At 66.8% G+C, this 26,412-nt stretch carries 27 protein-coding genes; 15 read left to right on the top strand and 12 right to left on the bottom strand.

Annotation, left to right across the window (positions count from 1 at the left end):
• The coding region (dnaE, locus tag AC1DHX_RS09200; RefSeq protein WP_476899970.1) for a DNA polymerase III subunit alpha at nt 1–2,674 on the bottom strand (2,674 nt) is incomplete at its 3' end.
• Nucleotides 2,671–3,006: a DUF6504 family protein gene (locus tag AC1DHX_RS09195; protein WP_476858399.1), complete on the bottom strand. Its 336-nt coding sequence runs from the start codon at nt 3,004–3,006 to the stop codon at nt 2,671–2,673. The genes AC1DHX_RS09195 and dnaE, both read right to left, overlap by 4 nt.
• 229 nt (nt 3,007–3,235) lie before the next feature.
• Here AC1DHX_RS09195 and AC1DHX_RS09190 point away from each other — a divergent pair, with 229 nt between their 5' ends.
• Nucleotides 3,236–3,622 carry a hypothetical protein gene (locus AC1DHX_RS09190; protein ID WP_018773194.1) on the top strand — a complete coding sequence of 129 codons (387 nt, stop codon included), beginning with the start codon at nt 3,236–3,238 and terminating at the stop codon, nt 3,620–3,622.
• A gap of 7 nt (nt 3,623–3,629) precedes the next feature.
• Here AC1DHX_RS09190 and AC1DHX_RS09185 read toward each other — a convergent pair whose 3' ends face one another.
• On the bottom strand, nt 3,630–3,956 hold the full coding sequence (locus AC1DHX_RS09185) for a chorismate mutase (protein ID WP_028277548.1): 327 nt from the start codon (nt 3,954–3,956) through the stop codon (nt 3,630–3,632).
• A 14-nt stretch (nt 3,957–3,970) separates the two neighbouring features.
• Here AC1DHX_RS09185 and AC1DHX_RS09180 point away from each other — a divergent pair, with 14 nt between their 5' ends.
• A complete protein-coding gene (locus AC1DHX_RS09180; protein ID WP_476858398.1) occupies nt 3,971–4,393 on the top strand; it encodes a VOC family protein in 423 nt (140 codons plus the stop codon).
• Between the two features lie 67 nt (nt 4,394–4,460).
• Here AC1DHX_RS09180 and AC1DHX_RS09175 read toward each other — a convergent pair whose 3' ends face one another.
• A complete protein-coding gene (locus AC1DHX_RS09175) occupies nt 4,461–5,207 on the bottom strand; it encodes an SOS response-associated peptidase (RefSeq protein WP_459384961.1) in 747 nt (248 codons plus the stop codon).
• Between the two features lie 287 nt (nt 5,208–5,494).
• On the opposite strand from AC1DHX_RS09175, the gene AC1DHX_RS09170 reads away from it, so the two are divergent.
• The 4 genes from AC1DHX_RS09170 to AC1DHX_RS09155 all read left to right on the top strand — a co-directional run bounded on the left by AC1DHX_RS09170 (nt 5,495) and on the right by AC1DHX_RS09155 (nt 8,197).
• A complete protein-coding gene (locus tag AC1DHX_RS09170; protein WP_011692168.1) occupies nt 5,495–5,752 on the top strand; it encodes a mycoredoxin in 258 nt (85 codons plus the stop codon).
• A gap of 132 nt (nt 5,753–5,884) precedes the next feature.
• A complete protein-coding gene (locus AC1DHX_RS09165) occupies nt 5,885–6,970 on the top strand; it encodes an S-(hydroxymethyl)mycothiol dehydrogenase (protein ID WP_476858397.1) in 1,086 nt (361 codons plus the stop codon).
• Nucleotides 6,967–7,629, top strand: coding sequence for an MBL fold metallo-hydrolase (locus tag AC1DHX_RS09160; RefSeq protein WP_476858396.1), 663 nt, complete (start codon nt 6,967–6,969; stop codon nt 7,627–7,629). Before AC1DHX_RS09165 ends, AC1DHX_RS09160 begins: the two co-directional genes overlap by 4 nt.
• Nucleotides 7,630–7,696: 67 nt before the next feature.
• Nucleotides 7,697–8,197 (top strand): DinB family protein, encoded by a 501-nt coding sequence (locus AC1DHX_RS09155; RefSeq protein WP_476899969.1) that lies wholly within the window; start codon nt 7,697–7,699, stop codon nt 8,195–8,197.
• A gap of 530 nt (nt 8,198–8,727) precedes the next feature.
• On the opposite strand, the gene AC1DHX_RS09150 is transcribed toward AC1DHX_RS09155, so the two are convergent.
• Nucleotides 8,728–9,039: a hypothetical protein gene (locus AC1DHX_RS09150; RefSeq protein WP_476858394.1), complete on the bottom strand. Its 312-nt coding sequence runs from the start codon at nt 9,037–9,039 to the stop codon at nt 8,728–8,730.
• 206 nt (nt 9,040–9,245) lie between these two features.
• On the opposite strand from AC1DHX_RS09150, the gene AC1DHX_RS09145 reads away from it, so the two are divergent.
• On the top strand, nt 9,246–10,004 hold the full coding sequence (locus AC1DHX_RS09145) for a VOC family protein (RefSeq protein WP_476899968.1): 759 nt from the start codon (nt 9,246–9,248) through the stop codon (nt 10,002–10,004).
• Between the two features lie 56 nt (nt 10,005–10,060).
• Nucleotides 10,061–11,473 carry an AAA family ATPase gene (locus tag AC1DHX_RS09140; protein WP_476858392.1) on the top strand — a complete coding sequence of 471 codons (1,413 nt, stop codon included), beginning with the start codon at nt 10,061–10,063 and terminating at the stop codon, nt 11,471–11,473.
• A 58-nt stretch (nt 11,474–11,531) separates the two neighbouring features.
• Here AC1DHX_RS09140 and AC1DHX_RS09135 read toward each other — a convergent pair whose 3' ends face one another.
• Nucleotides 11,532–12,320: a GNAT family N-acetyltransferase gene (locus AC1DHX_RS09135; RefSeq protein ID WP_476858391.1), complete on the bottom strand. Its 789-nt coding sequence runs from the start codon at nt 12,318–12,320 to the stop codon at nt 11,532–11,534.
• 291 nt (nt 12,321–12,611) lie between these two features.
• Between AC1DHX_RS09135 and AC1DHX_RS09130 the strand changes: the two genes are divergently transcribed.
• Both AC1DHX_RS09130 and AC1DHX_RS09125 read left to right on the top strand, forming a co-directional pair.
• Complete coding sequence (locus AC1DHX_RS09130; RefSeq protein ID WP_476858390.1) at nt 12,612–14,243, top strand: FAD-dependent oxidoreductase; 1,632 nt, start codon at nt 12,612–12,614, stop codon at nt 14,241–14,243.
• 54 nt (nt 14,244–14,297) lie between these two features.
• Complete coding sequence (locus tag AC1DHX_RS09125; RefSeq protein ID WP_476856822.1) at nt 14,298–15,587, top strand: cytochrome P450; 1,290 nt, start codon at nt 14,298–14,300, stop codon at nt 15,585–15,587.
• Here AC1DHX_RS09125 and AC1DHX_RS09120 read toward each other — a convergent pair.
• Both AC1DHX_RS09120 and AC1DHX_RS09115 read right to left on the bottom strand, forming a co-directional pair.
• Nucleotides 15,577–16,065 carry a hypothetical protein gene (locus AC1DHX_RS09120; protein ID WP_476856823.1) on the bottom strand — a complete coding sequence of 163 codons (489 nt, stop codon included), beginning with the start codon at nt 16,063–16,065 and terminating at the stop codon, nt 15,577–15,579. The two genes, AC1DHX_RS09125 and AC1DHX_RS09120, sit on opposite strands and share 11 nt — an antisense overlap.
• 32 nt (nt 16,066–16,097) lie before the next feature.
• Nucleotides 16,098–18,656: an AMP-binding protein gene (locus AC1DHX_RS09115; protein ID WP_476899967.1), complete on the bottom strand. Its 2,559-nt coding sequence runs from the start codon at nt 18,654–18,656 to the stop codon at nt 16,098–16,100.
• A 219-nt stretch (nt 18,657–18,875) separates the two neighbouring features.
• Between AC1DHX_RS09115 and efeO the strand changes: the two genes are divergently transcribed.
• Nucleotides 18,876–19,796, top strand: a complete 921-nt coding sequence (gene efeO / locus AC1DHX_RS09110) for an iron uptake system protein EfeO (RefSeq protein WP_476850017.1) — start codon at nt 18,876–18,878, stop codon at nt 19,794–19,796.
• Entirely contained in the window at nt 19,793–21,205 is a 1,413-nt protein-coding gene (gene efeB, locus AC1DHX_RS09105; protein ID WP_476858389.1) for an iron uptake transporter deferrochelatase/peroxidase subunit, read from the top strand. Before efeO ends, efeB begins: the two co-directional genes overlap by 4 nt.
• A gap of 45 nt (nt 21,206–21,250) precedes the next feature.
• On the opposite strand, the gene AC1DHX_RS09100 is transcribed toward efeB, so the two are convergent.
• Genes AC1DHX_RS09100 through AC1DHX_RS09090 form a run of 3 tightly spaced genes read right to left on the bottom strand, consistent with a single transcriptional unit; the run spans nt 21,251 to nt 23,042 of the window.
• Entirely contained in the window at nt 21,251–21,802 is a 552-nt protein-coding gene (locus AC1DHX_RS09100) for an N-acetyltransferase family protein (RefSeq protein WP_476850019.1), read from the bottom strand.
• Nucleotides 21,803–21,825: 23 nt separating this feature from the next.
• Entirely contained in the window at nt 21,826–22,086 is a 261-nt protein-coding gene (locus tag AC1DHX_RS09095; RefSeq protein ID WP_476856826.1) for a hypothetical protein, read from the bottom strand.
• A gap of 29 nt (nt 22,087–22,115) precedes the next feature.
• Entirely contained in the window at nt 22,116–23,042 is a 927-nt protein-coding gene (locus AC1DHX_RS09090) for a GNAT family N-acetyltransferase (protein WP_476856827.1), read from the bottom strand.
• Between the two features lie 235 nt (nt 23,043–23,277).
• On the opposite strand from AC1DHX_RS09090, the gene AC1DHX_RS09085 reads away from it, so the two are divergent.
• The 3 genes from AC1DHX_RS09085 to AC1DHX_RS09075 all read left to right on the top strand — a co-directional run bounded on the left by AC1DHX_RS09085 (nt 23,278) and on the right by AC1DHX_RS09075 (nt 25,062).
• Nucleotides 23,278–23,535: a DUF1387 domain-containing protein gene (locus AC1DHX_RS09085; protein WP_230008836.1), complete on the top strand. Its 258-nt coding sequence runs from the start codon at nt 23,278–23,280 to the stop codon at nt 23,533–23,535.
• A 301-nt stretch (nt 23,536–23,836) separates the two neighbouring features.
• Complete coding sequence (locus AC1DHX_RS09080) at nt 23,837–24,403, top strand: N-acetyltransferase family protein (protein WP_476856828.1); 567 nt, start codon at nt 23,837–23,839, stop codon at nt 24,401–24,403.
• 179 nt (nt 24,404–24,582) lie between these two features.
• Nucleotides 24,583–25,062 carry a hypothetical protein gene (locus tag AC1DHX_RS09075; protein WP_476856829.1) on the top strand — a complete coding sequence of 160 codons (480 nt, stop codon included), beginning with the start codon at nt 24,583–24,585 and terminating at the stop codon, nt 25,060–25,062.
• A 28-nt stretch (nt 25,063–25,090) separates the two neighbouring features.
• On the opposite strand, the gene AC1DHX_RS09070 is transcribed toward AC1DHX_RS09075, so the two are convergent.
• Entirely contained in the window at nt 25,091–26,410 is a 1,320-nt protein-coding gene (locus tag AC1DHX_RS09070; protein ID WP_476858387.1) for a carboxylesterase family protein, read from the bottom strand.
• Nucleotides 26,411–26,412: the final 2 nt, after the last annotated feature.

Raw genomic sequence — 26,412 nt, 5'->3', positions numbered from 1 at the left:
GCCGGATGCCCAGCCTGCCCCGGTCCGGCCCGGATTCCACCCGTTCCACCCGGTACTCGGCCTGGCTCCGGTTGATGTCGAGGGGAAGGATGGGGATTCCCAGCCGGCGGGCCTCGGCCACGAGCAGGCGTTTGGGGTACATCCCGGGGTCGTGTTCCCAGAGCCCGGCGAGGAACGCCTCCGGGTGGTGTGCCTTGAGCCAGGCCGACTGGTAGGTGGGCACGGCGAAGGCGGCTCCGTGGGCTTTGCAGAACCCGAAGCTGCCAAAGGCCTTGAGGGTCCCCCAGACCTTGTCCACCACCTCGGGACTGTAGTTCCGGGCCCGCGCCTCCTTCCGGAAGAACTCTTCCACCCTGGCTTCAAGCACGTCATTGCCGAGGGCACGGCGGAATTCGTCGGCCCGCGCCAGCCCGCACCCGGTCATGACATCGAAGGTCTTGAGGATTTGTTCGTGGAAGACCGTGACCCCGTGGGTCTCTTTCAGGACAGGCTTGAGGTCGGGATGCGGGTAGACCTCGGGGGCGAATCCGTGCCGGTGCTCCAGGAAGGGCCGGACCATGTCGGATTTCATCGGGCCGGGGCGGAACAGCGAGATGTCAATGATGAGGTCGTTGAATTCCCGGGGTGCCATCTTGCCGATCAGTTCGCGCTGGCCCGGGGATTCGATCTGGAAGCAGCCCAGGGTGTGGGTGCTGCGGATCAGTTCATAGGTGGGCTCGTCATCGAGCGGGACCGCGTTGAGGTCGATGTGCCCGTCCCCTGAGATGTAATCCGGGCCCGTACCGTCCGGGCCGGCCGGATGCGCGCCGGCGGCCACCACCTCGGCCTTCGAGGGGTGGAGCCGGATCACTTCCCGGACGGCGAAGGCCATGGCACTCTGCATCCGGACGCCAAGGACATCGAGTTTGAGCATGCCCATGGGGTCCATGTCGTGCTTGTCGAACTGGCTCATGGGCAGGCCCAGGCCGCTGGGCTGCACGGGGGTGCGGTCCAGCAGGGTGGCGTCGCCGAGGATGACGCCGCACGGGTGCATGGAGATGTGGCGGGGCAGCCGGTCCAGCCGCTCCGTGAGGTCCACCAGCAGGTCCAGCTGCTGGTTCTCGGAGAAGCCGCGTTGCTCCACCCGGTCCGCGAATTCCTTCAGCTCGGGTTTCTCCACGAGGGCTTCGCGGAAGTGCCGGGCCGAGAACCGCCACAGTTGCTTGGCGATTTCCCCGACCTCGCCGTCGTCCATGCCCAGGGCCAGGCCGGCGTCGCGCACGGCACCGCGAGCGCGGTAACCGTTCTGCATGCTCATCAGCGTGACGCGTTCGGCTCCGAAGCGCTCAAAGATCTTCCGGTAGACGTTGTGCCGTTCGGCGCTTTCGACGTCGATGTCGATGTCCGGCAGGGTGGCGCGGTCGCGGGAGAGGAAGCGTTCGAAGATGAGGTCGTGCTGGAGCGGGTTCACCTGGCTGATGTCGATCAGGTAGTTGACCAGGCTGGAGGCGCCCGAACCGCGTGCGGCCGCCCGGACGCCCAGGGCCAGGATCATCCGGGAGACCTCTGCGACGGTGAGGAAGTAGGAGGCGAAGCCCAGCGAGTCGATGATCCGGAGCTCGTGCTCCAGCCGGGTCCGCATCTGCTGTTCCCGCTGCCCGGAAATTCCCGGGAAGCGGCGGCCGATGCCGGCTTCGCAGCGCAGGGTCAGTTCGGCGAGCGCGTCGCCGTCGATCCCGATCACGGAGGCTTCCGGGACCACGGGCTGTTTCCAGCCCATGTCTGCCACAGGATCCATGCGGCAGCGGTCCGCGAGCGCCTCGGTCTGGGCCAGGAGCCGTTTGAGGTCCGCTGTGCCGTAGCCGGCGGCGTGGATGATCTCCTTGCCCAGTTGCAGCATCCGGGCCGCCGATTTGAGCCAGCCCTGCCCGTTGGGCTGCAGCAGCGGTGCGGCGGAGAGCTCGGGGAGGGATTTCAGCGTCCGGGCCGAGTCCAGCACATCGGCGGTGGCCGCGCCGTCCTCGGCCACGTACCGCACGGCGTTGCTCAGCACGGCGGGCACCCCGTGTTCTGCGGCGAGTTTGAGCATGCGCACGGCGTGGGCGGTGCTCAGCGGTTCCCCGGGCGGGCTGAGCTGGGACACAACCTCTGCCGCCAGCGTTCCGGGGGGCATGGCGTCCAGCCAGCTTTTGAACAGGGTGCGGGGCCGCAGGTAGCGCCGGCCGCCCATGGCCCGGCCGACGTCGGAGTCCGGGCCGATCAGCACTGTCAGGACCGGCTTCAGGGTGTCCGGGTGCAGGGTGCGGGAGGCCAGTTCCGCCCGGGTGACGGCCACCGGCACTATTCCTCCGGCCTTGCCCGTGGTGCGGGCGTGGGCGTCGGAGATCAGCCGGCACAGCGCCCGGTAGCCGGCACCGTTGTTGTGTCCGTGCGCCAGCACGACGACGCGTCCCCCGAGCTGGGTGCGGTGGTCGCCGTCGTCGTCAAAGACCGCAAGGTCCACCCCGACGATTGCATCCAGCCCGGCTGCCATGCACGCCTTCAGGTGCTTGACGGTTCCATACAGGCCGTCGCGGTCCGTGCAGGCCAGCGCGGTGGCGCCGTCAGCGGCGGCCGCGGCGGCAAGTTCATCCGGCCAGGAGACGCCATAGTGGGCGCTGAACGCGGTGGAGACGTGCAGGTGGGTGAAGGTCATGCTGATTCGGGCTTCCGGAGGGGCTGGAGGGCGTCGTGGATCTTCAGGAGCCGCCACCGGCCGCTGCCGACATGCCGGGTCAGGTCAAGGGTGAGGGTGGAATCCGCGGCGTGATCCCCGGCCGCACGCACCTGGACCCGCCAAATCTCATGATCCACCAGGCCCGGCCCGCTTCCGAGTGGCGCCCGGCGTTCCTCGGCCCACCACTGGCGGCGTTCGTACCAGCGGACGGGGTCAGCGCAGACCGTGTAGCGCCGGCCGGCCCAGTCGAGGCGCAGGGGCTCGCCGGAGGGCGTGCAGATGACATCCACGGACTCGCTGAAAATACCCACGTTGCCTCCCGACCCAGTCCGGGCTGGAGCCGGCCCAGTCCCCGCTTCGACTTCCTACGTCCATTCCGCTTCCGACGCCTTGTGTTCAACGCCCACTACTTCAGCGCCTTCTGTTTCACGCCCTGTATTTATTCGAACATATCTTCGAATAAATACAGTCTACGTCGCGGAGCCGACAAAACCCAGATCGGGGGTGGACGGACGATTGCACAGGTAGCAGGATTGAGCCATGAGCTCCCATATCGCACTCCTGAAGCACGTAAAGATCGCCGCCAAGAATTCAACCTTGGTGGCGACCTTCGATATAGACGGAAATATCCCGGGGCAAGGCGCCTACGTGGTGGGCCTGCTGGCAGCCGGGCCGGACTACTCCCATCAGCGCAGACTGGGCATTGAGTTCATGAACGGCGAGGCCGTGTCCTTCTACTACTTCAACCATGACGGCACGGAAGAGAACTTCGACCTCAAAGGCGTGGAACACTCAGGAAACACCATCACGGGAAACTTCCCCATCGCGACTGTGCTTGGCCTGCCCAAGGGCCATCTCATGACGGCCTTCAGCGATTGTGACGGCCGGGACTACCAGGCCAACGTGCCTGTCGAAGAAGCCCTATAGGCACCTTCTAGGAGCTGGACTTGTACACTTCCAGCTCGAGCGTGATGAAGGCATCGATCATCGCCCGGTAGGTCTTCTCGACAAGTTCGACGTCGATGTCCTTCTTTTCCGCTGTGGCGCGGACGTGTTCGATGACCCGCTCCACACGCCCGGGCGCACGGACCTCGGCGCTGTCCGCCTTGAGGGTCCCGGCGATCCGGATCAGCCGTTCCCGGCGCCCGATCAAGGACACGATCTGCTCGTCCACCTCGTCAACAGCCACCCGCACGGCGGCGAGCTGTTCGCGGTCGGCCTGGGCGGCCTTGTCGTCTGCGTGATTTGTGGGCATGTGCATGACAGTATCGAAAGATGCAGCCACGAGTCGACTTCATATCGCTAGGTGTCCGCAGTGTTGACGCCTCACGCCGCTTCTACGTCGATGGCCTCGGATGGCCGGTCCACCGGGAAGTCCCCGGGGAGGTGCTCTTCATCCAGGTCAACCACGGCCTCATCCTCTCGCTCTGGGACGCGGGTCAAATGCAGTCCGAGGCGGCCACCGATCCCCCTGCCGGCATTGCGTGCATCACGCTCAGCCTCAACCTGGCCGGCACGGCGGACGTCGACCGGGTGATGGCCGAAGCCGGGACCGCGGGAGCCCGCATCGTTGCGGCACCGAAGACCCAGCCCTGGGGCGGCTACACCGGCTACTTCGCCGATCCCGACGGCTACCGCTGGGAGGTCGCGTTCAACCCCGACTGGTCGGTCGACGGCGACGGCAAAGTAACGCTCTGACCTCAGGTGACCAGTACCGCCCCGCGCCTTGGCAGCCGGCGGGCACCTTGACAGGGCGGCGTACCCGCTAGAACAGGCTCCCCACCGGCTGGATGAGTTCCGGTGAGTCATTCCTGACGTTCCCGACGGCGGTTCCGACGGCGTCGATCGTCCAGCCTTCCGCGACGTCGTGGGCCCCGGCCCGGACCAGGTCCACGAGCCCGGCCGCGTCATCGGCCTGCGGGTCCAGCCACGTCTGCATGGTCTCGCGGTTCATGGGCAGCGGAACCCTGTCATGCAGCGCGGTCAGCTCGGCCAGCATTCCCCCGGCGTAGCCCTCCGGCGGCGAGTCGGTGGTCATGATCGAGGTCGAGAGCATCCAGCGCTCCGGGTCGCCCTCTTCCTTGGACGGGTCCCGCCACCATTCATAGAGTCCCGCGAAGACAAGGGGGCGTCCGTCCTTGGGATGGACGTAGTAGGGCTGCTTGGTGCGGCCCTCACCTTTCCACTCGTAGTAGCCGTCAGCCGGGACGGCGCAGCGACGGGCGCGGGTCGCTTTCCGGAAGGCGGGCTTCTCCAGCACGGTCTCGCTGCGGGCATTGATCATCTTGGACCCGATGCCCGGGTCCTTGGCCCAGGACGGCACCAGGCCCCACCGCGCAATGTGCAGTTGGCGGACCGGTTCTCCCTCCACCAGCCGTTCGAGCAGGATCGGCACATCCGCAGTCGGGGCCACGTTCCACGACGGCGGAATCGCGATCTCATCCTCCAGCCCGGCATCGAATTCGGCCAGCAGGTCTCCGACGGCCCGGGCCATCACGTAGCGTCCACACATGGCACCAGCATGCCACCGCACCCATCCCATGTCATCCGCCCAGCCGCCGTCGCGCACTCTGCGGGAAGACCATCCTGAGCCCGCCGAGGTCGCCGGAAACGTGCGAACTCGCCGGAACTTTCCGGCGACTTCGCATCTTTACCGCGAATTCGCGTCCGACGGCGGCGTGGGGGGCAGCGCTCTCTGCGGGAATAGCGGGCTGCGGGGTACGGTTGTTGGCAGTGACGTACGACTTCAGTGGGGCCGGCCCTATACGCCGGCCCCACCACTTACTTGAGGAGAACTTCGTGGACTTCACCCCCGAATCCGGCACCATCACCATGTTTTCGACCACGTGGTGCGGCTACTGCAACCGGCTGAAGAAGCAGCTGGACGCACAGGGCATCGGGTACACCGAGATCAACATCGAGGAAGTCGAAGGCACGGCCGATCTCGTCGAGCAGCTCAACGGAGGCAACCGCACCGTCCCCACCGTACTGTTCCCGGACGGCACCGCCGCCACCAACCCCTCCGCAGCTGAGGTCAAGAGCCGGCTCGCCGCCTAGGCCCTTCCTGCATCCAAGGACACCACCAAACCACGACGGCGCGGCCTCCCAAGGGCCGCGCCGCCGCCCGTTGTGCCAGTAACCAGTAAGTTGTGCCAGCAATCCGCGTTCCAGAACAGAGGAGCTTGTTTCATGGTCCATAAAGTCAAAGCCGCAGTAGTCCGTTCCAAAAATGCCGACGTCACCCTGGAGACGATCCTGGTGCCGGACCCGGGCCCCGGCGAGGCCCTCGTGGACATCCTCACCTGCGGTGTCTGCCACACCGATCTGCACTACAAGCAGGGTGCCATCAACGACGACTTCCCCTTCCTGCTCGGCCACGAGGCCACCGGCGTTGTCAGTGCCGTGGGACCGGATGTCACCGAGGTCGCCCCCGGGGACCGCGTGGTGCTGAACTGGCGGGCCGTCTGCGGCGAGTGCCGAGCCTGCCGCCGGGGCCAGCCGCAGTACTGCTTCAATACCCACAACGCCACCCAGAAGATGACGCTGGAGGACGGCACGGAGCTGACGGCCGCGCTGGGCATCGGCGCCTTCGCCGAAAAGACCCTCGTAGCGGCGGGCCAATGCACCAAGGTGGACGACGACGCCGATCCCGCCGCCGTCGGCCTGCTCGGGTGCGGCGTCATGGCAGGCATCGGCGCGGCGATCAATACCGGAAACGTCCAGCGCGGCGATTCTGTCGCCGTGATCGGCTGCGGCGGGGTGGGCGTGGCGGCCGTCGCCGGCGCAGCGCTCGCCGGCGCCACCACCGTGATCGCCGTCGACATCGACGCCAAGAAGCTCCAGCGTGCCACGGAGCTCGGCGCCACCCACACGGTGGACTCCTCGGCCGTCGACCCCGTCGAAGCGATCCGCGAACTGACCGGCGGTTTCGGYGCCGATGTGGTGATCGACGCCGTAGGCCGCCCGGAAACCTACAAGCAGGCCTTCTACGCCCGGGACCTCGCCGGCACGGTGGTCCTGGTGGGTGTGCCGAGCCCCGAGATGACCCTGGACCTGCCGCTGCTGGATGTGTTCGGCCGCGGCGGCTCGCTCAAGTCGTCTTGGTACGGCGACTGCCTGCCCTCCCGCGACTTCCCCACGCTCATCAGCCTCTACCGGCAGGGCAAGCTGGACCTGGACGCCTTCGTGACGGAGCGGATCACGATCGACCAGATCGAGGACGCCTTCGCGAAGATGCACGCCGGCGCTGTGCTGCGCTCGGTGGTGGAACTGTGAACGCCGGCTCAGAGAGCTTCCGGATCGACCGGCTGGTGACCTCCGGGACGTTCTCGCTCGACGGCGGGACCTGGGATGTTGAGAACAACGTATGGGTCCTCGGGGATGACGCCGAATGCGTGATCATCGACCCGGCGCACGATCCCGCGGCCGTGGCCGCCGCCGTCGCGGGCCGGAAGGTCACGGCGATCCTGCTCACGCATGGCCACGATGACCACATCGGCGCCGTCGGAGCCCTCCGGATGCTCGTGAACGCGCCCGTGTACCTGCACCGGTCCGACTGGATGCTGTGGGAGCGGGTGTTCCCCGGCACCGAGCCGGACCACGCCATTGCCGACGGCGACACATTCGACGTCGCAGGGGCAAGGCTCGTGGCACTGCACACCCCCGGCCACTCGCCAGGGTCCGTGTGCTTCCTTCTCGAAAGCGAAGGCACCGTGCTCAGCGAAAAAACAGTGTTCAGCGGGGACACGCTGTTCCAGGGTGGCCCCGGGGCGACGGGCCGTTCCTTCAGCGATTTCCCGACCATCATCGAGTCCATCCGGACCCGGCTCCTGCCGCTCCCGGCCGACACGACGGTCCGGACCGGCCACGGGGATCCCACAACGATCGGCGCCGAAGCACCGCACCTTGAGGAATGGATCGCCCGCGGCCACTGACCGCGTCCGCGGAAAGGCCCGGCCCACCGCTTCCGGCCCGGGCCTTTCCGCCATAGGATGTGGGGCCATGAGCWCTCGCCCCAGCATGGATCCGGCAACACTGGCCGCGGACCTGCGTACCCAGTTCGATGCATTCCTCGATGAGCATCGCGCGGACCTGCACGCCTGCCTGGACGGGCTCACCGAAGAAGAGGCCCGGGCCTCGCTGGTGCCGTCGCGGACCACCCTCCTCGGGCTGGTGAAGCACGCCGCCTTCGTGGAGAAGGTCTGGTTTGACGAGGCCATCACGTGCCGGCCCCGGGCGGAGATCGGCATTCCGGCCACCCCCGACGAATCGTTCATCCTGGCGGATGGCGACACCATCGCGGACCTCCAGGCCGCCTACCTCCACGCCTGCGGGGACTCACGGCGTCGGGCCGCTTCGCTCGGCCTTGACGACCTTGTCAGAGGCAACCGGCGCGGCCCGCTGCCGCTGCGGTGGGTCTACCTGCACATGCTCAGGGAACTCGCCCAGCACTGCGGCCACGCGGACATTCTGCGCGAGCAGATCCTCGCTGCGCGCACCTGACGGCACCGGCCTCCCGGGTCAATGTTCTGAACCAGAAGAGCGGCATTGAACAATGAGTGCCGGTGAGCGCGGATGCGGCCACCCCCGATTGGTTTTCACAGGGCCGCATCCGCGCTGGTCTAGGGAAGCCCGGGGTCGGGCTCTGGTCCTGTGCGCGGGCGGCGTAATCGCGCCCCGGTCAGCTCAGACACCACAGCGGGGGCGCGCAAGGAAGCGGGCCGGCCGGATGTCGTGCCCGGTCTAAAGGCCAACGCCGTGAACTGGACTACGGCACTGCCGGGGACAACGACTCTGGTGGCCATGAGATAGGAACTCCCGCAACGAAGTTTGCAGCCTCTGCCTGACCAAATTCAGAATAGCAATTGCATTTGCCGTACAAAAGGAAAAGAGAGTAACAATTAATATGCGGTTATTCCGGCCGGTATCCCCCTGGTCCGGCTCACCGTCTCCAGGGCCCCCGGTGTTTGTAGGGACCACAGTCCGGAAAGATGTGGGATGCGGATGAGGTCAACCGGCCGGTGCGCTGGCCGTCATTTCGTGGACGGGGCGTATTCCGGGTAGTAGCGCTGGATCTCCTGAACGGTCTTGCCGGCCCTCACCATTCGCTCAACGGACATCATGCTCCGGACTTTCTCGTCCGAGGACCGGGTGCTGTTCCACGGTCCCATCGTTCGGTAGCAGAAGTCATTCGGATCGTTCAGCCTGGCCTCGTTGAAGCACTCGGGATGATCCGAGGCATCAGTTGCCGTGCCAGCAGGACCGGATTTCGATGTTCCGAACGCGGCGGACAGCCCCAGCGCGAGAAGTGGCGTGAGCGCCACGGCTGCAATTCCAGTTTTCATTCCTTTATTCATGGTTCCCCCAATTGGCCAGAAATATGTTGGCGAGCCTACCGCACAGGTGCCAGGTTTCCCGAGCGACGGTGTTTTCCCCTCGGTCATGGAGGTTCGGCAGTTTGCCTCGGCGGAATCGCAGTTGGGTCTTGATCCACTCCGCGGTCCTGGGAAACAATGTTCGCGGCATAACGGGCCCCGGAGAAAGGGTTTCAATGACAGCGCGGGATACCTCCTCAGTCGGTGCTCCGTGCTGGGTCGACACCTGGCAGCCCGACCCTCAGGCGGCCAAGGACTTCTACGGTCCGCTCTTCGGGTGGACTTTCGACGACCCCATTCCGATGCCGTCCGGGCTCGACGGCTTCTACTACGTTGCGCGCCTCCGCGGTCAGCTGGTTGCCGGAATCGGACAGGCGCCGCCGCAATCGCCGCCGGGGTGGATCACCCACGTGCGTGTCGTAAACGTCGGGGAAGCCTTGGCTCGTGCCGAGCGGGCGGGGGGCAAGCGCCTGGCGCCGTTTGGTGCCGGCCCGGATGACCGTATTGCTGTGCTCGCCGATGCCACCGGCATCCCGTTCTGCCTGCGGCGGGCAGGAGGGAATGACGGCGCCCAGCTGGCCAATGAGCCGAATTCCTGGGCCATGAGCTCGCTGCACACCGCAGATCTCGGGCGGGCCCAGGCGTTCTACGGTGCAATGTTCGACTGGGAACTCGAACCCGTCCCGGACGCCCCCTTCTCGCGGTGGCTCCGCTCCGGCCGGGTAGTGGCGGTGGTGGCAGCCACGGACGGCGTCGCGGTCCCGCCGCATTGGAGCGTCAATTTCGCCGTCCGCGACGCGGACGCCATTGCCCGGCAGGCCCTGACACTGGGTGGCAGCATCTTGATGGCGCCCATGGACTCGCCGGGATTTCGCAGCRCCGTGATCAGGGACCCCCAGGGCGGCACCATCGCGGTCAGCGCAACCGCCGGCTGACGCTTGCTGGAGAGCATGGGCGCCACACCGATTTGCGGCGCTGGTAGGGTCAGCCCATGGATGAAATTTTGGGGAAGTTCATCGACGATTTCGCGCGGCTCGTGGAGCTTGCGCAGTCCGGGCAGCGTCGGGGGCAACCGGGAACCCAGCTGCTGACTGCGCTCACCGAGCATTTGGCGGTCCGGGCCGAATCAGTGTCAGTAGTGGTTGAGGAGATTCCGCCGCACCGATTCGTGGACGCTGACATCCTCATGGAAGAGCTCGCCGCAGAGGATCCTGAGTTCCGGCTCGTGGGCATCGGCGGCGGCGACCAACGCCACCATCACTCGCTGAGCGACATGCTGCAGCAGTCCCAGCTATATCCGCAGTTCCCCCTGTCCCAGCCGGACTACGCCAACTTAGCTGTCGGTCCGGACGAACAACGGCAGGCCGTGGCACTGGGGCTCTGGCTATTCAGCCATGGAGGCAGTCCCATCGCCGTGCTGCAGCGGGACGCCAACCCCCGGTATGGCCGGCAGTCAGCTTCCCTTGAGGTTTTGGCCGGCGCTACAGATAAGGCCGCACGCTTCCTCTCGGAGTTCCGCAATCGGATGCAGCACCGCAGCGTGCTCAAGGGACAGGTCATTTCCCTGGTGATGGGCGAGTATGGTCCCAGCGCGGCCGGGGTGACGTTCCATGCACGGCCTGTCCTTGCCGCGTCGGATGTCATCCTGCCGGATGGCCTGCTGGAGAAAGTGTCGGACCACGCCTTAGGTATCGCCGAGCACCGTGAGTCTCTGATCAGGTACGGCCAGCACCTCAAACGCGGCGTCCTGCTCTACGGCAGGCCGGGGACGGGCAAGACCCACACGGTACGGTATTTGTTGAGCCGGAGCGAAGGTGTCACAGCAATCCTTCTTTCGGGAGGATCGCTCGCGAGGATCTCAGAAGCCGCCACCATGGCCAGGGCGCTGCAGCCCTCCATCGTGGTCCTTGAGGACTGTGACCTCATCGCCGAGGACCGCAGCTTCGGGCACGGACCCCAGCCGCTGCTATTCGAGGTGCTGGACGCCATGGACGGTTTGGCCAGCGACGCCGACGTGGCGTTCGTCCTCACCACCAACCGCGTGGACATGCTGGAACGCGCCCTGGCGCAGCGTCCCGGCCGTGTGGACCTGGCCGTGGAAATTCCCATGCCTGCCCAGGCGGAGCGGGTTGCACTGATCAAACTGTATGCCCGCGGTATTCCCCTCAGTCCGAACTCGATTGAAGACGCCGCCGCCCGCACCGAAGGAACCACCGCTTCGTTCGCACGCGAACTCGTCCGCCGTGCGGTCGTTGCCGGCGCATTGGACGGCGTGCCGGTGGCGGACCATCATCTTCAGAAGGCTGTGGATGACCTGATGGCCGACAGCGCCGCGCTCACCCGAAGCCTCCTCGGCAGCGGCACCGGAGACGGCTCTGAGGGCATGGGCGGACCGTTCCCCTGACCGCCGGCGGCCTTCCATCCCGGGGGCTAGGACGTACCGCGCCAGTGCGCTTGGGCCCTCAGCGCCGCCAGCGGTACGGGGTGGTCGTTGAGACTCGCAGCAATCCATAGCGTTCCAGGATCGGTCGCGAATATTCAGTCGAGTCACTGTGGATGAGTCTCTTGCCGAGCGCCAGCGCGGCCCGGGCCCGGGCGGCGGTGAGGGCCCGGTAGATACCCTGACCACGCCATTCTGGTCGCGTCGCCCCGCCCCAGATGCCCGCGAATTCCGAATCCGGCACCGGCTCGAGGCGGCCAGCGCTCACGATCAGTCCTTCGTGTTCGGCTACCCACAGTTCCATGCCGTCGTCGCGCGCCATGCGTTTCAGGATTGCGTCGGCGTTGCCGTCGGAAACGTCAACGCCGAAAACCTCGTCCTGCATCGCGCTCATGGCGCGGATGTCCCGTTCTGCGCTCACCGGCCGCAGGCTGACGCCGGGCGGGAGCTGGACGTCCACCGTCAAGGCGTTTGCCGGTCCGATCATGATCGACTCGGTCTCATCAGGCTCGAATCCGTTGTCGAGCAGTGCCCCGTGGAGTCCGGGCGCATGATCGTGACCACGGGTTTTCCACTCGACCCGCACGATTGCGGGATCGCTGCGGTAAAACGCGAGCGCTTCGGCTACCCACTGCGCGATCGTCAGGGCGTTGGCCCCATCGAGGTTCTGATAGGTCACGAAGCCCCTGCCGCCTGCGAAGGTCACCAGCCGCAGCGGACCCAGCCGTTCCACGCCGCTGGCACCGGGCGTCTCTGCAGCTGTCCGGAGTTGCTGGTCGTACGCCACAAGAAGGTCTTCAGAAAGAGTCATCGGCGTCCACCCTACAGCCACGCCGGACGCCGGATACAGGACATAGGACACCCGGTGCTCAAGTTCCCTCACCGAGGGCAACCCGGCCGGAGCGATGGCTAAGTGTCACCTGCACTCCTGCCGCCGCCCCCAGCGCGGCCACGTGGCGAAGGTCCGCCTCCGCCGCAAGATCCCCCACGCCCCGCTCTGGAGGGCCTCCGCAGCCTCGTCGTACCCGGCCGCAGGCCCCTTCCGCGGCCAGCCCGCGAGGCTTAGACTCGATTGGCTTGAGCAAACAGAGAGAAGTTCGGCATGAGGCTCGTCGTCGATCTCACTAATTGTCAGGGTTACGCACAATGCGCCTTCCTCGCCCCGGAGGTCTTCACGATCCAGGGGGACGAGGCACTTACCTACGACCCGGACCCTGACGAGGCRCAGCGCACGAGGATCCGGCGGGCAGCCGCGGCCTGCCCCGTCCAGGCCATCCGGCTCGACCAGCTTGAGGAGCCGCACAGGCCGCGGCCTCCCGAAGAAGCCCCGGGAACGGCCGCTGCCGCAAGGGGCAACGGGGGCGCGTTCCTTCGATCCGGCAGGATTGTCATCGTGGGCACGTCACTGACCGGGCTGCGCGCGGCGGAGCGGCTGCGCGAGGAAGGGTTCACGGGCTCGCTGACTCTCATTGGTGAGGAAACGCACGAGCCGTATGACCGGCCGCCGCTGTCGAAACAGGTCCTGGCCGGGTCGGTGCCGTCCGATGACACGTCGCTGCCGCGCCGCCGGGCAATCGACGCCGACTGGCGTCTGGGCGTCGCGGCCACGGGTCTGGATCTCGCCGCCAGGCAGGTGCATCTCGCCGACGGTGGCCGGATCGGATTCGACAAGTTGTTGATCGCCACTGGCGTGCGGGCCCGGTCCTGGCCAAACGCGGCGGAGGCGGCGCTGGCAGGCGTGCTGACCTTGCGGACCCGGGAAGACGCGGCAACGCTTCGGCAGCTCCTGGCCGCGCGCCCTCGCCGGGTCCTGGTCATTGGCGCCGGGTTCATCGGCTGCGAAGTCGCTTCGGTGTGCCGCGAACTAGGCCTGCCGGTCACCGTGGCCGAGGCGGGCCCGGCACCGCTCGGCGCGGCGCTCGGCAGCGTGATCGGTGCAATTGCCGGAGAGCTTCAGATCGAGAACGGCGTGGATCTGCGCTGCGGCGTCAGGGTCGTTGCACTGGAAGGCGATGCCGGCGGACAGCTGCGCCGCGCCCGCCTCTCCGATGGCACAACACTTGACGTGGACATCGCGGTCGCCGCGCTGGGGACCGTTCGTAACGGTGATTGGCTCGCAGGCTCCGGATTGGCGAGCGGCGTGTGGGGTGTCGCGTGCGACGCCGGCTGCCGGGCTTTCGACGTCAACGGGCTGGTCACCGATGACGTCTTCGTCGCCGGCGACGTATCCCGCGCCCCGCAGCCGATGTTCGGCTACCAGTTCCTCGCCGTCGAACACTGGGGCAACGCAATCTCCCAGGCCGAGGTTGCAGCGCACAATATGGTCAGCGGCGAAACCGAACGGTGGCCGCACCTGGCTGTGCCCAAATTCTGGTCCGTCCAGTTCGGCACCGAAATCAAGAGCGTGGGCGTGCCCTCGGTCGCCGATGAGGTCGCCATCGTGCAAGGATCGGTCGGATCTCGGCGGTTCCTGGCCGTTTACGGCTACAAGGGCCGGATCGTGGCTGCAGTGGCGTTCAACCAGAACAAATGGCTTGACTTCTATGAACCGCTGATTGACCAGGCGGCGCCCTTCCCGCCGTCGTTCCACCATATTGACGAGCCCGAGGATGCGCAGCCCGTGCCGGCCGGGTTCCAGCCCGCCGCCAGCCCCACCCAGGATGCGACCGTCGTCGTGACCGGTCACTATCCCAATGAGCGGCGCGCCAGATTGACTGACCGCCGCCTCCCGTAATGCGCCGCACCGGAGACCGGCAGCCACCGGCCCACGACCCAAGGAGCCTTCGCCATGGCCGAGCCCAGCACCTGGGAGCAGATCCTCGACTACACCAACCGGGCTAACCCCTACCCGTTCTACGACGAACTCCGCAAAACCCCCGTGAGACGACTTCCGGACGGCAGCTATCTCGTGAGCACCTACGCGGAGATCGCCGCCCTGTTGCACGATCCACGGGTCAGCTCCGACATAACCCGCAACCCGGCTGCCGCCGCGGCGGGCGCCGCCGTCGGTGAGGACGGGGACGGGGACGGCGCCGGCATGACGCCGACTTTCCTCAGCATGGATCCCCCTGATCACGACAAGTTCCGGCGGATCACCATGCGGCATTTCGGGCCGCCCACGACGCCTGGCAGGGTGGCCGGGATGGAGGCGCGGATGGCGGAAATTGTCACCGATCTGGTCGACAATATGGCGGACCGCGGCCGGATCGACGTCGTCGATGATCTGGCGTATCCCCTGCCCGTCACGGTGATCTGCGAACTTCTCGGTGTGCCCCCGGGAGATGAACAGCGCTTCCGGGTCTGGGTGGACCTGGCCCTGCAATCGACCGATCCCGGACTCGATCCCGAAACCCARCAAAAGAAGAGGATTGAGGCCGGCACGGAACTGCGCGCGTTCATGCAAGAGCTGGTCGACGCCCACCGGCTGGCCCCGGGGAATGACCTGCTTTCAGCGATGGCCACCGATGATGGCCCGGAGGGCCGCATGCCGGACGAACAACTGGTGAGCACCGGGCTTCTCCTGCTCATCGCCGGACATGAAACCACCGTGAACCTCATCTCCAACGGCGTACTGACGTTGCTCCGCCACCCGGCCGAGCTCCAGAGGCTGCGCGCTGACCCCGGCCTGGCCATCCCGATGGTCGAGGAGCTGCTCCGCTACGAGCCGCCCGTGCATTTCGTCCCGTTCCGCACCGCTCTCGACGACATCGACATCGCCGGCACCACCATCCCGGCCGGCGCCTCCCTCACCCTGGTCCTTGCTGCGGGCAACCGCGACCCCGCCCACGTGGCTGACCCCGGGCTCTTCATCCCTGACCGGGCCAACAACCAGCACCTCGGTTTTGGGGGCGGGGTTCATCTTTGCTTCGGGGCGCCCCTGGCCCGGCTGGAAGCGCAGATCGCGCTCACTGAATTCGCCACCAGGCTGGAGAACCCGCGGCTGGTCTCGGACCCACCGCCGTACCGGCCGAGCCCGTTCCTGCGCGGCCCGTCCCACCTCCCGGTAGACATCGACGGCGTCCTCGCCCCGGGTAAGCCCTTGCCGGCAGTCGCCCGGAAAATGCACTTCAGCGGGTGACGGTTAGAGGTTTCATGGGCAACACACAGGACACCCGTTCCAGTCGTAGGTCGCCAGGGCCCGCCACGCGGTTGTTCCTGCCGGTGTCATCGCACCAGTCAATGTTGTAGGGCACCGCGGTTACGGCGGCATCCCCCACAGCTGTCCGGGCGGGAACGACAAACGTATAGGTGAACCCCCCGGCGTCGTTCATGGCGGTGGTGGTGTTGACGACCTCCACGCCTGTGGCGTCGGTGACGCTCACCTGGATACGGGCGTTCTTGCCGTAGCGGGGATTGCAGTCAGCGTCCGGCGCTGCCACCGTCACGCTCTGCCCCGGTTTGGCTTCCGACGGGGTCAGCGAATAGGCGGGCGGGAAACACGGCGGTTCCCCACCGGTGGAGGACGAGCACCCCGAGACCGAGGCAGCCAGCACCAATGCGCCAACCGTGGCACGGATCGCGGAGCGCCGCCCGCTGTCTTTCAGACAGAGAACCATGCCGTCAGTGTCGCTGGTACAGCAGTCGGCGCCTACTGTTGTGCTGAATTCGTACCCGGATCGTTGCCTGCGCCTGCCCGCCGGCGGTTGACCGCCCCCATCAAGCGCAGGCAGAGCGCCCAGTAGGCTACCCCCGCGGCCAGCGAGCCTGCCACGGCCAAGGCGGGGCTGATCCCGGCCAGCGGCGGATAGACCACCCAGTGGACAAGGTATGCGTAGAGGGAGGCGCTGGCGAGTACCACCATGAGGCGGCGGAGGACCTGCGGCACCGGAATGCTGGGCAGCCAGATGAGCAGCAGGATCCCGGCGAGCAGCGTGGCCTCCCGACCCGGATTCTCGAAGAATCCCGGAACGGTCACTGCTGCAATGACCGAGACCAGGCAACGCTGGGCGACGGTCCGGGACCGTGCGATAGCCCAACCCAGCGCGAAGAGCCAGAGCGCAGGCGCCGTGTGCGGCACTCCCGGGTTGACCAGCTCATACCGGGTCAGGAGCCCCACGCCGGTCAGCGCCAGCGGAAAGAGCAGGGGGAAGCGCCGCTCGGCGCGGTCCGCCCACGGAACGGCAAGCAGAGCCACGGACCCCACAAGCAGGTAAACAAGAACTTCGATGAACCAGAAATGCCACTGGGTGCTCACCCCCTCCGGCCCGAGGACGGCATTGAGCAGCACGATATTGGCGGGTGAGTAGTTGTCGGTGATCAGGTACGCCACCGCGATGAACGCCATGCTCGGCACGATGATTCGTGCCGAGCTGGACAGCTGCCTCCGCAGCCGCGGGATCCGCTTCCCGGAGAGCTGGAAGCGTGCGAAGTTGTAGCCTGCCACCGCCATGAGCACGTGGGCCGCACCCTGCCAGCTAAACAGCCCAACGTGCGTGCTGACGATCAGGACGATCCCGACGGCCCGCAGCACGATGCTCGTTTCCACCGGCGCAAAGAATCTCCTCCGCTTACGGCCCGGTGCAGTGCGCGGCCGGGGCTCCAGATCCCGGACCGGCGTCACGTGCCAGTCCCGCGGGAGATGGCCCAGCGCCTGTTCCAGCCGCACCGACGCGGCCACATAGGACAATGAGTCCCCGCCCAGGGACACGAACGTGTCGCTGTCCGCGATGTCGGCGCACTCCAGCACGTCCTGGAAAATCTTCCGGACGCTGTCCGGAGCATTGTTGTCCGGCGCGCCGGTTTCCGCTGCAGGGGCGGGTGCCGGCCCGGGTTTCGGCCCGGACAGGGCCAGGACGCCCCTGTAGTCGAGCTTGCCCGTTGCCAGGCGCGGGAGATGGTCGACGGCGTGGACCTCTAGGGCGGCTCGCGGCAGCCCCATGCCCTGGGCGAGGACCTTGCCCAGCAGGTGCGCGTCGTGGTCGCCTTCGACGGCGACGACGACGCCGTCGTCCGTCCCGGCGCTGGCCGCCTGCACACCGAGGTCAGCCAGGAGCCGCTCCACCTGCCCCAGGTCAACGCGCAGCCCCACGATCTTGACGAACCGGCTGCGCCGGCCCACCACTTCGTAGACGCCCGCCGGGTGCAGCCTGGCGAGGTCGCCGGTGCGGAGCTCCGCAACGGTCCGGCCCGCGGCGAGATCCGCCGGGCATTCGGCGTAGCCAAGCATGACGTTGGCGCCGCTGTAGACCAGTTCGCCGTGTTCCAGCCCCGGCACGGGGTCGATCCGGAACGAGCCGCCGGGCACCGGGACGCCCACCGCGCCCGGCACCTCGGCCGCCAGTTCAGGAGGCAGGTATGCCATCCGGGCCGTCGCCTCGGTCTGGCCGTACATCACGAAAAATTCCCAGCCGCTGCTGCGGCCAAGTTCGGCGTAGTTCCGCACCGAGTCCGGCCCCAGTCGGCCCCCGGCCTGGGTGACGTAGCGCAGGCCGGGCAGATCCATGTCCGCGAACCCGACCCGTTCCAGCAGTTCAAAGGTGTACGGAACGGCCGCGAAAGACGTCGCCCCGCGGCCTCGGAAGAGGTCCCAGAAGCACGGATCGACCACGGAAAGATCGGTCAGGACCAGTCCGGCGCCGCGGAGCAGGTGGCTGTTGATCACGGACAGCCCGTAGCAGTAGGACATGGGCAGCGTCGTGGCCGCGCGGTCGTCGGGCCCGATGTTCAGGTACTCGGAAATCGACTCGGCGTTGGACTGCAGGTTCGCATGCGAGAGCCGCACGAGCTTGGGCGAGCCGGTGGATCCGGAGGTGCTGAGCAGGAGCGCGAGGTCCGGGTGAAGCTCGTGGCGGGTGCCGGTCCGGCGTTCGTCCAGCAGGAGCTGCCCGTTGCCGGGTTGGACAACGACGTCGGGGTCGTAGGCCGCGACGAGGGATTCCAGGGCGGCCGGCTTGTCCTCCGGCAGGAGGATCAGCGGGTGGCCGCCGGCCAGGGCCGCCAGATAGACCACCAGAGAGTCGAGGTCGTTGGCTGCGGCGAGCGCCACGAGGCGCCGTGTGGTGCCAAGCCGGAGGGCGAAGGCATCGACCCGCTCCGCCAGCTCCCGGTACGTCATTGCCAGGGTGTCGGTAAGGATGGCTGGGCTGTCCCCGTAGCTCGCAAGATCGGCGGCAAAGGGCACCCGCATGAAGTCAWGCTGCGTGGTCACCCGGACGATGTTATTAGATTAGGCTTACCTAATCCAAATTAGGGTACGAAAGGTTTGCGTAATCGTCGCGAATCGGTATCCTCCTTACTTAGGTGTACCTAAGTCGGGATTGCATCGGCAATGTTGCCGGGGAAGCCCACTCGGTCCCGTACCCCTGCCTCCACTCCCCCGCACCGCACCGCACCGCACTGCTCCACCCCACCGATCCAAGGAAACACCATGCCCAGCATCCCCCTGCCCAAAAATGCCCCCCGGTTCCGGAAGACGCTTGCCCTGTTGGCCGCGGCAACCGCAGTTCCGTTGGCCCTGGCCGGCTGTATGGGCAACCCAAAGGACCCGGGCGCCGCCGGACCCATCCAGGTCACGAGCAGTACCGGCGTCGACGCCCATCTTCAGGGCCTGTTGGACACCGGCACCCGGCAATACTCCGCTTTCGTCGTGGATCAGACCGATCAGCTGGTTACCGGCACGAGGTCATTCGCGGCGGCTTACGCCGCCGGGGATGCGACGAAGGCCCGCGGACTCTATGCCGCCACGCGCATGCACTGGGAGCGTATCGAGCCGGTCGCCGAGTCGTTCGGGGACCTGGACCCCAAGCTCGATGCCCGTGAAGCCGACCTCGCACCCGGCCAGGAATGGACCGGCTGGCACCGGGCCGAGAAGGACTTGTTCCCGCCGGCCGGCTACACTCCCCTCGCACCGGCGGAGCGTGCCGCCATCGCCACGCAGCTTGTTGCCGACACCGAGGACCTGGCCCAGCGGACCCGCACCGTGGAACTCTCCGCGGACAAGATCGGCAACGGCGCCAAGGAACTCCTGGACGAGGTGGCCACCGGCAAAGTTACCGGGGAGGAAGAAATCTGGTCCCACACCGATCTCTGGGACTTCCAGGCCAACGTTGACGGAGCCCGGACCGCTTTCGAGAGCCTGTTGCCTGCGCTGCAGCAGAAGGACCCGGCCCTGGCCGAAGCGCTCGAGGCCAAGTTCGCCGCCTTGCAGGCCGGGCTCAAGCAGCATTCCACCGGCGCAGGCTTCGTCTACTACAACGACCTCAGCCAGGCCCAGGTGCAGCAACTCGCCTCCCTGGTTGATGCCCTGGGCGAGCCCCTGGCCAAGCTCGCTTCGGCAATAGCCCCGTGACCGGCTGCCCCTTCGGCGGCAGCCCCCGCCAGACCCCCGACGGCGGCGCCTCCGAATCAGCTAGCGCACCGGAACCAGCCAAGCCACCGGGAGCCGCCGCCATGCCCGCGCCGCCCGCAGCCCCCGGTTCGGGAAAGGGCCGGCTGTCCCGCCGCGGGCTCCTGTCCCTGGCAGGAGCCGGCGGCGCGGGCGCCGTCGCCGGCCTGGCGGTTGGCTTCCTCAGTCACGACGCCGTCGAGGCCGCGGCCGCCCCCGTGGCAGAGCCCGGCGACATCATCGCCTTCCACGGTGACCGGCAGGCCGGCATCGTCACGCCGGCCCAGGACCGCCTTCACATTGCAGCCTTCGACCTCGTCACGGAGGACCGTGCAGAGCTCATCCGGCTTCTGAAAAACTGGACGGCCGCCGCCGTGGCGATGACCGAGGGGCGCAGCACGGGCAGCAGCGGGGCCGTCGATGGCCCCTACGACGCCCCGCCCGAGGACACGGGTGAGGCCCTGGACCTCGGCGCCGGCAGACTCACCCTCACCTTCGGGTTCGGCCCCGGCCTGTTCGAGAAGGACGGCAAGGCCCGCTTCGGACTCGAGGGGCGCCGCCCGGACGCACTGATCGACCTGCCGCACTTCCCAGGCGACGACCTCCAGCCGGGACGCACCGGCGGCGACATCGTGGTGCAGGCCTGCGCCGACGACCCCCAGGTGGCCGTCCACGCGATCCGCAACCTTGCCCGCATCGGCTTCGGGCAGTCGCGCGTCCGCTGGTCCCAACTCGGCTTCGGGCGGACGTCCTCCACGTCGAGGTCACAGGCCACCCCGCGGAACCTCTTCGGCTTCAAGGACGGCACCAACAACCTCAAAGCCGAGGACACCGCCCTGCTTGGGGAGCACGTGTGGGCAGGCCAGGGAACGCGCCCGGAAGAGGGCTGGATGGCCGGCGGCACGTACCTCGTGGCGCGCCGGATCCGGATGCACATCGAAATCTGGGACCGCACGTCGCTGCGGGAACAGGAAGCGCTGATCGGGCGCACCAAGGGCGCCGGGGCCCCGCTCTCCGGCGGCGAGGAATTCACCGCCCCCGACTTCGAGCTCCAGGGGCGCGGCGGGGAACCACTGATCCCGCTGGACGCCCACGTCAGGCTCGCGCACTCGAGCCAGAACGACGGCGTCAAGATGCTCCGGCGCGGCTACAACTACACCGACGGCTCGGACGGCCTGGGGCACCTCGACGCCGGACTGTTCTTCATCGCGTTCGTCACGGACCCCAGGACCCACTATGTGCCCATGCAGCTGGCCATGGCGAAGGAGGACACACTGGCCCTGGAATACCTCAAGCACACCGGCTCGGGCCTGTTCGCGGTTCCGCCGGGCATCCGGGCGGGAGGCTTCATCGGCGAAGGTCTCTTCGCATGATGGCGGCAGTCACCGCTGCGGGCAGCCGCCCGGGAGCCGAAGAGCTCACTGCGTGGCAGACGGGACCGTTCCGGGCGGGAGGACCCGGCTGTGGCGCTTCTCGGCCACAGCCGGATCGAATCTCGTATCTTCCAGGGTCCCTCCGTCGTCGAGCCAACGGCGGTTGGTGTAGAAGCTGATAGCCCGATCGTTGCCTTTCTCAACCCAGAGAAATGCCCGGTCATAGCCGAGTTCGATCAGCTGTTGTTCCGCGGCCGCGAACAGGACGGAACCTACGCCCTGCGCCCAGCAGTCCGGATGCACGTTGATCGCGTGGAGCTGACCGGTTCCCGGGTCCGGGTCGCCGGCAGCAGGGCCGAGGATGGCGAACCCGGCAACCGCATCGGCGCTTTGGACGACGAGGTGAATGGTCCCTTGCCTGGGTTCAAGGATGTTTCGGCGCCAGGCGGATGCCGCGCGGTCGACGTCGAGACCGTCCAGGTACTCATCGGTCATGACGCCGCGGTAAGTGGCCCGCCAGGCCGCGATGTGGATCTCGGCCAGCCGTGCGGCGTCGTGCACGGTTGCTGCCCTGACACTGATGTCCGGAGTGGTCATGGTCCAGAATCTATTAACTGCGGTCACCGGTGCCGGGCGGCGCGCGCGAGGCGGCGGGCAAGGTAGCAGATAACGAGGACGCTGGCTGCGGCGAGGAGCCACGTGCCCGCGGATCCAAGGGCCGGGCCGCTCGTGCAGGTGCTGGCGGCGCCGGATTCCGCCGTGTAGTCGATGCACTCGCCTGTCCGAAAGCCGAGAAGCAAGGCGTCGACGGCGATCACTAACAGGATGGCACACACCCAGGGCCACATCGGACGCCGGCCGGGCCGGGGCGTTTCCTCCACGACCCCTCCTCCGCATCTCCGTAAATGAGCTAGCCCGTGGAACTCTTGGCAGACATCACAGCACGAATCGACTCCTGCGGCGAGACCCGATTCCTTGGAATTTCGAGGAGTTCCAGTGCCCGGCCCGAAACACCCGGAATTAGTTGGAGAATCGGAAAGAAGTGTGGGTCGGTGATGTGTCCGTCAAACAGGACTGGCGTACCGCCGGCGCTCACCAGAACTTCTGCCATGCATGCGGCGACGTCGAGACGCGCCAAGCGGTTGGCCTGGTCCAGGGATTCGCATATTGCCTCCACTTCCGGATCCCGGTCAGTACCGAAGACAAAGCACGCCGCAGCAATCCGGTCATTCCTGACGACGAATACGCTTCGGGACCGATCCAGTTCTTTCTGGATCATGGGGCGGAATTCAGCGAGGAGTGTCGCGCGCGACCCAGTAGGTGACCATGGCGCGTGCACGATTTCATACATTTCCGTCCATGCTTCATTCAGTTGATCCAGAGCTATTCGATCTCCTGTGAGGATGCCGCCACAGCGGTTTTCGTTTGCCCATCGGAGCACTTCAATGCTCGCGGTATCGATCTGCTCGGGCGGACACATTTGATAGCGCACAGCTCCCAGCGATCTGTAAAACTCGTGCGCAACCGTGCCCGGATGGGCTTTGACGGACAGTGGCATCCAACGACGCCTTTGAATGGATTTCACCAGTGCCGAACCGATACCCTGCCGCCGGTATTGCTCACGCACGAAAACGTTGACCGTGTCCCGAGTTGGATGGACGCGGTTGGTGGCTGAGACAGCGATCCCCACTGGCTCTGCACCGAACTTTGCCACCAGCGATGATCCCCCGGGGCGCCATTCATCGGCTCTGGCCCATGGCGCGTCGGCTGCGAAGTGATCGGTATCAGCGGCTGTCGCCGGATTGATCACCAGATTTTTTGCTTGTCCGGTCAGCATCCTGGCAGTCTATTCGTTTCAAAGCTGCGGCTTCCGGACGGCATCTTCGAACAAGGAAACAGGTGCTATCCCACCCAGCGACCGGTTGGAAACAGGAACAGAGGCTTTCGGCCGATTCCTTTGGCGCGGTAGCCTGCACTCACCCCCTGTATGCCTCTCCCCCGATCGCGATGAGGTCAAATCCCTCCTCGGGCCAGAAGAGTCCAGCAGAACCGTTTTCTTGGAAGGCCACGCCATGTCAGATTCTGAACTTTCCATTCTCCGTGAGCGGGCTGCCCGCGGTGACAACGACGCCATCGGCGAGCTCATCGAGCTGGCCGCGGAGCGGGAAGATTTCGAGGAGCTGCGGCAACTTGCCGACGGCGGCAGCCGCGACGCTGAGGATCAGCTGGTTGAACTCGCCGCTGAGAAGGAAGATCTGGACGAGCTTCGGCGTCTGGCATCCGCCGGCAATACGGACGCGGCCGAAGTTCTGGCCGAGCTCACTGAGTAAGCACTCCCGTATTTCGGCCGGGTCACCGCAGCTGAAATTGACTATGTCAATAGTCGCTGCAGCATCTATGCTGCGCTGAGCCGCAAACGCGGCATCAACTCTGGGGGTTTGAAATTGGACCTTGGTCTGCTTATTGCGGCTCTTTACTGGGCCTTTCCGGTGGCGGCGGTATTTGTCCTGGCGCGAACCGTATTCCGGCTGAACACGTACCTGAAGCTGCGGATCGCACAGCTTCGCGCGGAGGCCACGGCCGCTGAAGCGGYAGAGCCACGACCCCATTTCCGTCCACAGGATTGATCGAATGTCGGCGATGATTCAAAGGAAGGGGCGGCCTGTGACGTTCGAGAGGCTGGTGGTGCGCGCAGCGAGGCCGGAAGACGCGGCGGAGGTGCGCCGGTTGTCCATCGCCTTCACTCCAGCCGCACAGGAGGTTCCGCCCGAGGTCTTCCATAGCCGTTTCGCCCGGTTCCTTGCCGACGCCTCATGGTGCCTCCCTGTGGCTCCGGCACGCACCAGGCTGCTCGGCTACGGCCTCGCTCAGGATTTCGGGCCGGGCCTGCGGGCTGACTTCACGACGGGCCGGGTCCATGACGTCTTTGTAGACCCCGACACGCGTCTGGCCGGCACCGGCCGGGCCCTTATGAACTTCATCTTCGATTGGTCACGGGCCAGGCCACAGCCAATGATCCTGGACTGGCAGGCAAGTCCCTCCGCCATCGGCTTTTACGGGGCACTCGGCTTCACCCCCGATCGTGTGGGCGACTTTCCCGAGTATCCGGGCTTCACCCTTGACCACCGATCCGGACACGGCGTGCGCTACATTGCTCTCAACCCGGCGACGGCCCGGGCGATGGAGGGGGACCATTGAAAGCGTCAAAAGAGAACGTGCACCTGCCGCGGCCGGACTGCCCAGCGTCCACTCAGCGGTCCGCGCGGCGAGCCCGGACGCACCGTTCGGCGTCGGGCCGGCCCGTTGCCGCAACCGTATGGGCCGGTGCTGCCGGCACACTGTACTGGCTGGCGGCCAGCGGAGAACCCAGTGCCGCGATGGACGCCGCACCCTGGCTGGTTCTGGTGTCCTGGTTCGTCTATGCAGTCCAGTGGCGCCCGTGCCTCCGCGTTGAGAGCGGCGGGTTTGTGTTGATCAACGGACTGCGCGACCACCGGATACCGTTCGATACGGTTGAGGACGTCGAGGTCCGCTATGCCGTCACCGTCAGGGCCGCGGGCAAGAAGTACGTCAGCTGGGGCGCTCCGACCCCGCCGGGCTCGTTCGACTCCGGCTTTCAGCATGTCAGCGATCTGAAGAGCCGGCCACACAGCATGCTCCCCGGCAATGAGCGCATCCGGCAGCCGGAGGTAGTCACCGGCCGTGACAGGATCGCCCAGGCGTGGCACGACGCCCGCGCCGCTGGACTCCACTCCTCCGGCGGAACAGTGACCACGACGTGGAACCGCCCGGTTCTCGCCACGGGCGGCGCGGCGCTCCTCTGGGTGATCGCTGCGGTCCTGATCCAGCGGGGGTGAAGCGCACGCCGGGCAAGGCCTCGGGAGTTCAGACCGAGCGGTACCGAAGCGAGCCGGGAATCTCTCCCCGGGATCCGAGGCCTTCCCCGTAGGCGAACTGTGCCCACAGCGCCCGCATCGCCCGGCCATGGGCGTTGATCTCGTCCCACGTCGCCCCCGCCAGGAGTCCGGCACCTTCCCACGTGCGCTGGTGGCCGAAGAGCAGGGGCAGGTCGACCGTGTGCGCGGCGCCATAGAGATTTCCCGGTGCGCGCCAGGACAGGACGTAGCTGTGGGCCCGGCCGCCCGCACGTACATGCCGCCTGGCAAACTGTCTGGCCGCTTTGCCGTACACCAATTCCGTGACCACCCAGGTGACTGCCTTGAGCACCGCGCTGCCGACCACGGGAATCCTCGCCACCCGGCCCAGGCGCGGGCTGCGCGGCAGAAACAGCCGGGCTTCCTCCGCTGTGTAGCCGATCAGGATGTCGATCGCCGGGGCAGCGGCATTCCAGGCCCGGTCAAGCCCGGATTCCTCGGGCAGGGGTGAGTGCCCGTACTGGATCCCGAACGGCATGGCAGCCATCAGACCGAACTTCCTCGCCGCCCGCGCCACGTCCTCTTCAATAGCTACGACGTCCATCGCCGGAGTCGCGGCGGTAACCGCCTCCGCCGCCACCCCCATGGCGGCGGTCATCCTTTCCCGCCCCCGGGTAATGCCCAGCGGCGCACTTTGAATGATGGCGCGCTGGAAGAGCGACGCCGCGTCAGGGGTCGCCATGAGGTGCGCGACGGCGTCGCCCCCTGCGGATTGCCCGAACGCGGTGACGCGGCCCGGATCGCCGCCGAAGGACGCGATGTTGCGCTGCACCCACCGGAACGCCTCGATCTGGTCGAGCAGGCCCAGGTTGGCGGGACGGCCGGTGCTGGTGGACAAATATCCGAAGAGGCCCAGCCGGTAGGTCACCGAAACGACGATCACCCGGGTTTCGGCAACCAGCGCTGCGGGGTCGAAGATCGCCAGATCCCCGGAACCGGACGTGTAGGACCCGCCGTGCAGCCACACCATTACCGGCAACCGTTCACCGTCGTGGAGATCGGCAGGCAGGGTGATGGTCAGGCGCTGGCAATCCTCGCTGCCCGGAAGTTCGCCGTAGCGGGTGCCGAGCACGTCATCCAGGAAGGGCACCGGCGCCTGCGGGCACGCCGGAGACAGGGATGTCGCCTCGAGCGTCTCGGCCCAGTCGGGTGCCGGCGCGGGCGGCTGAAAGCGTTCCGCGGTGGCGTAGGGAATGCCGGCGGCACGCACGACGGCGCCGTCGCGCCATCCGGTGATCGGGCCACACGGCGGATCGAAGGAAAGGTTCACGT

It is taken from the genome of Arthrobacter sp. 05N33_2, assembly GCF_056397425.1.
This window is presented reverse-complemented; position numbering and strand designations above follow the sequence as displayed.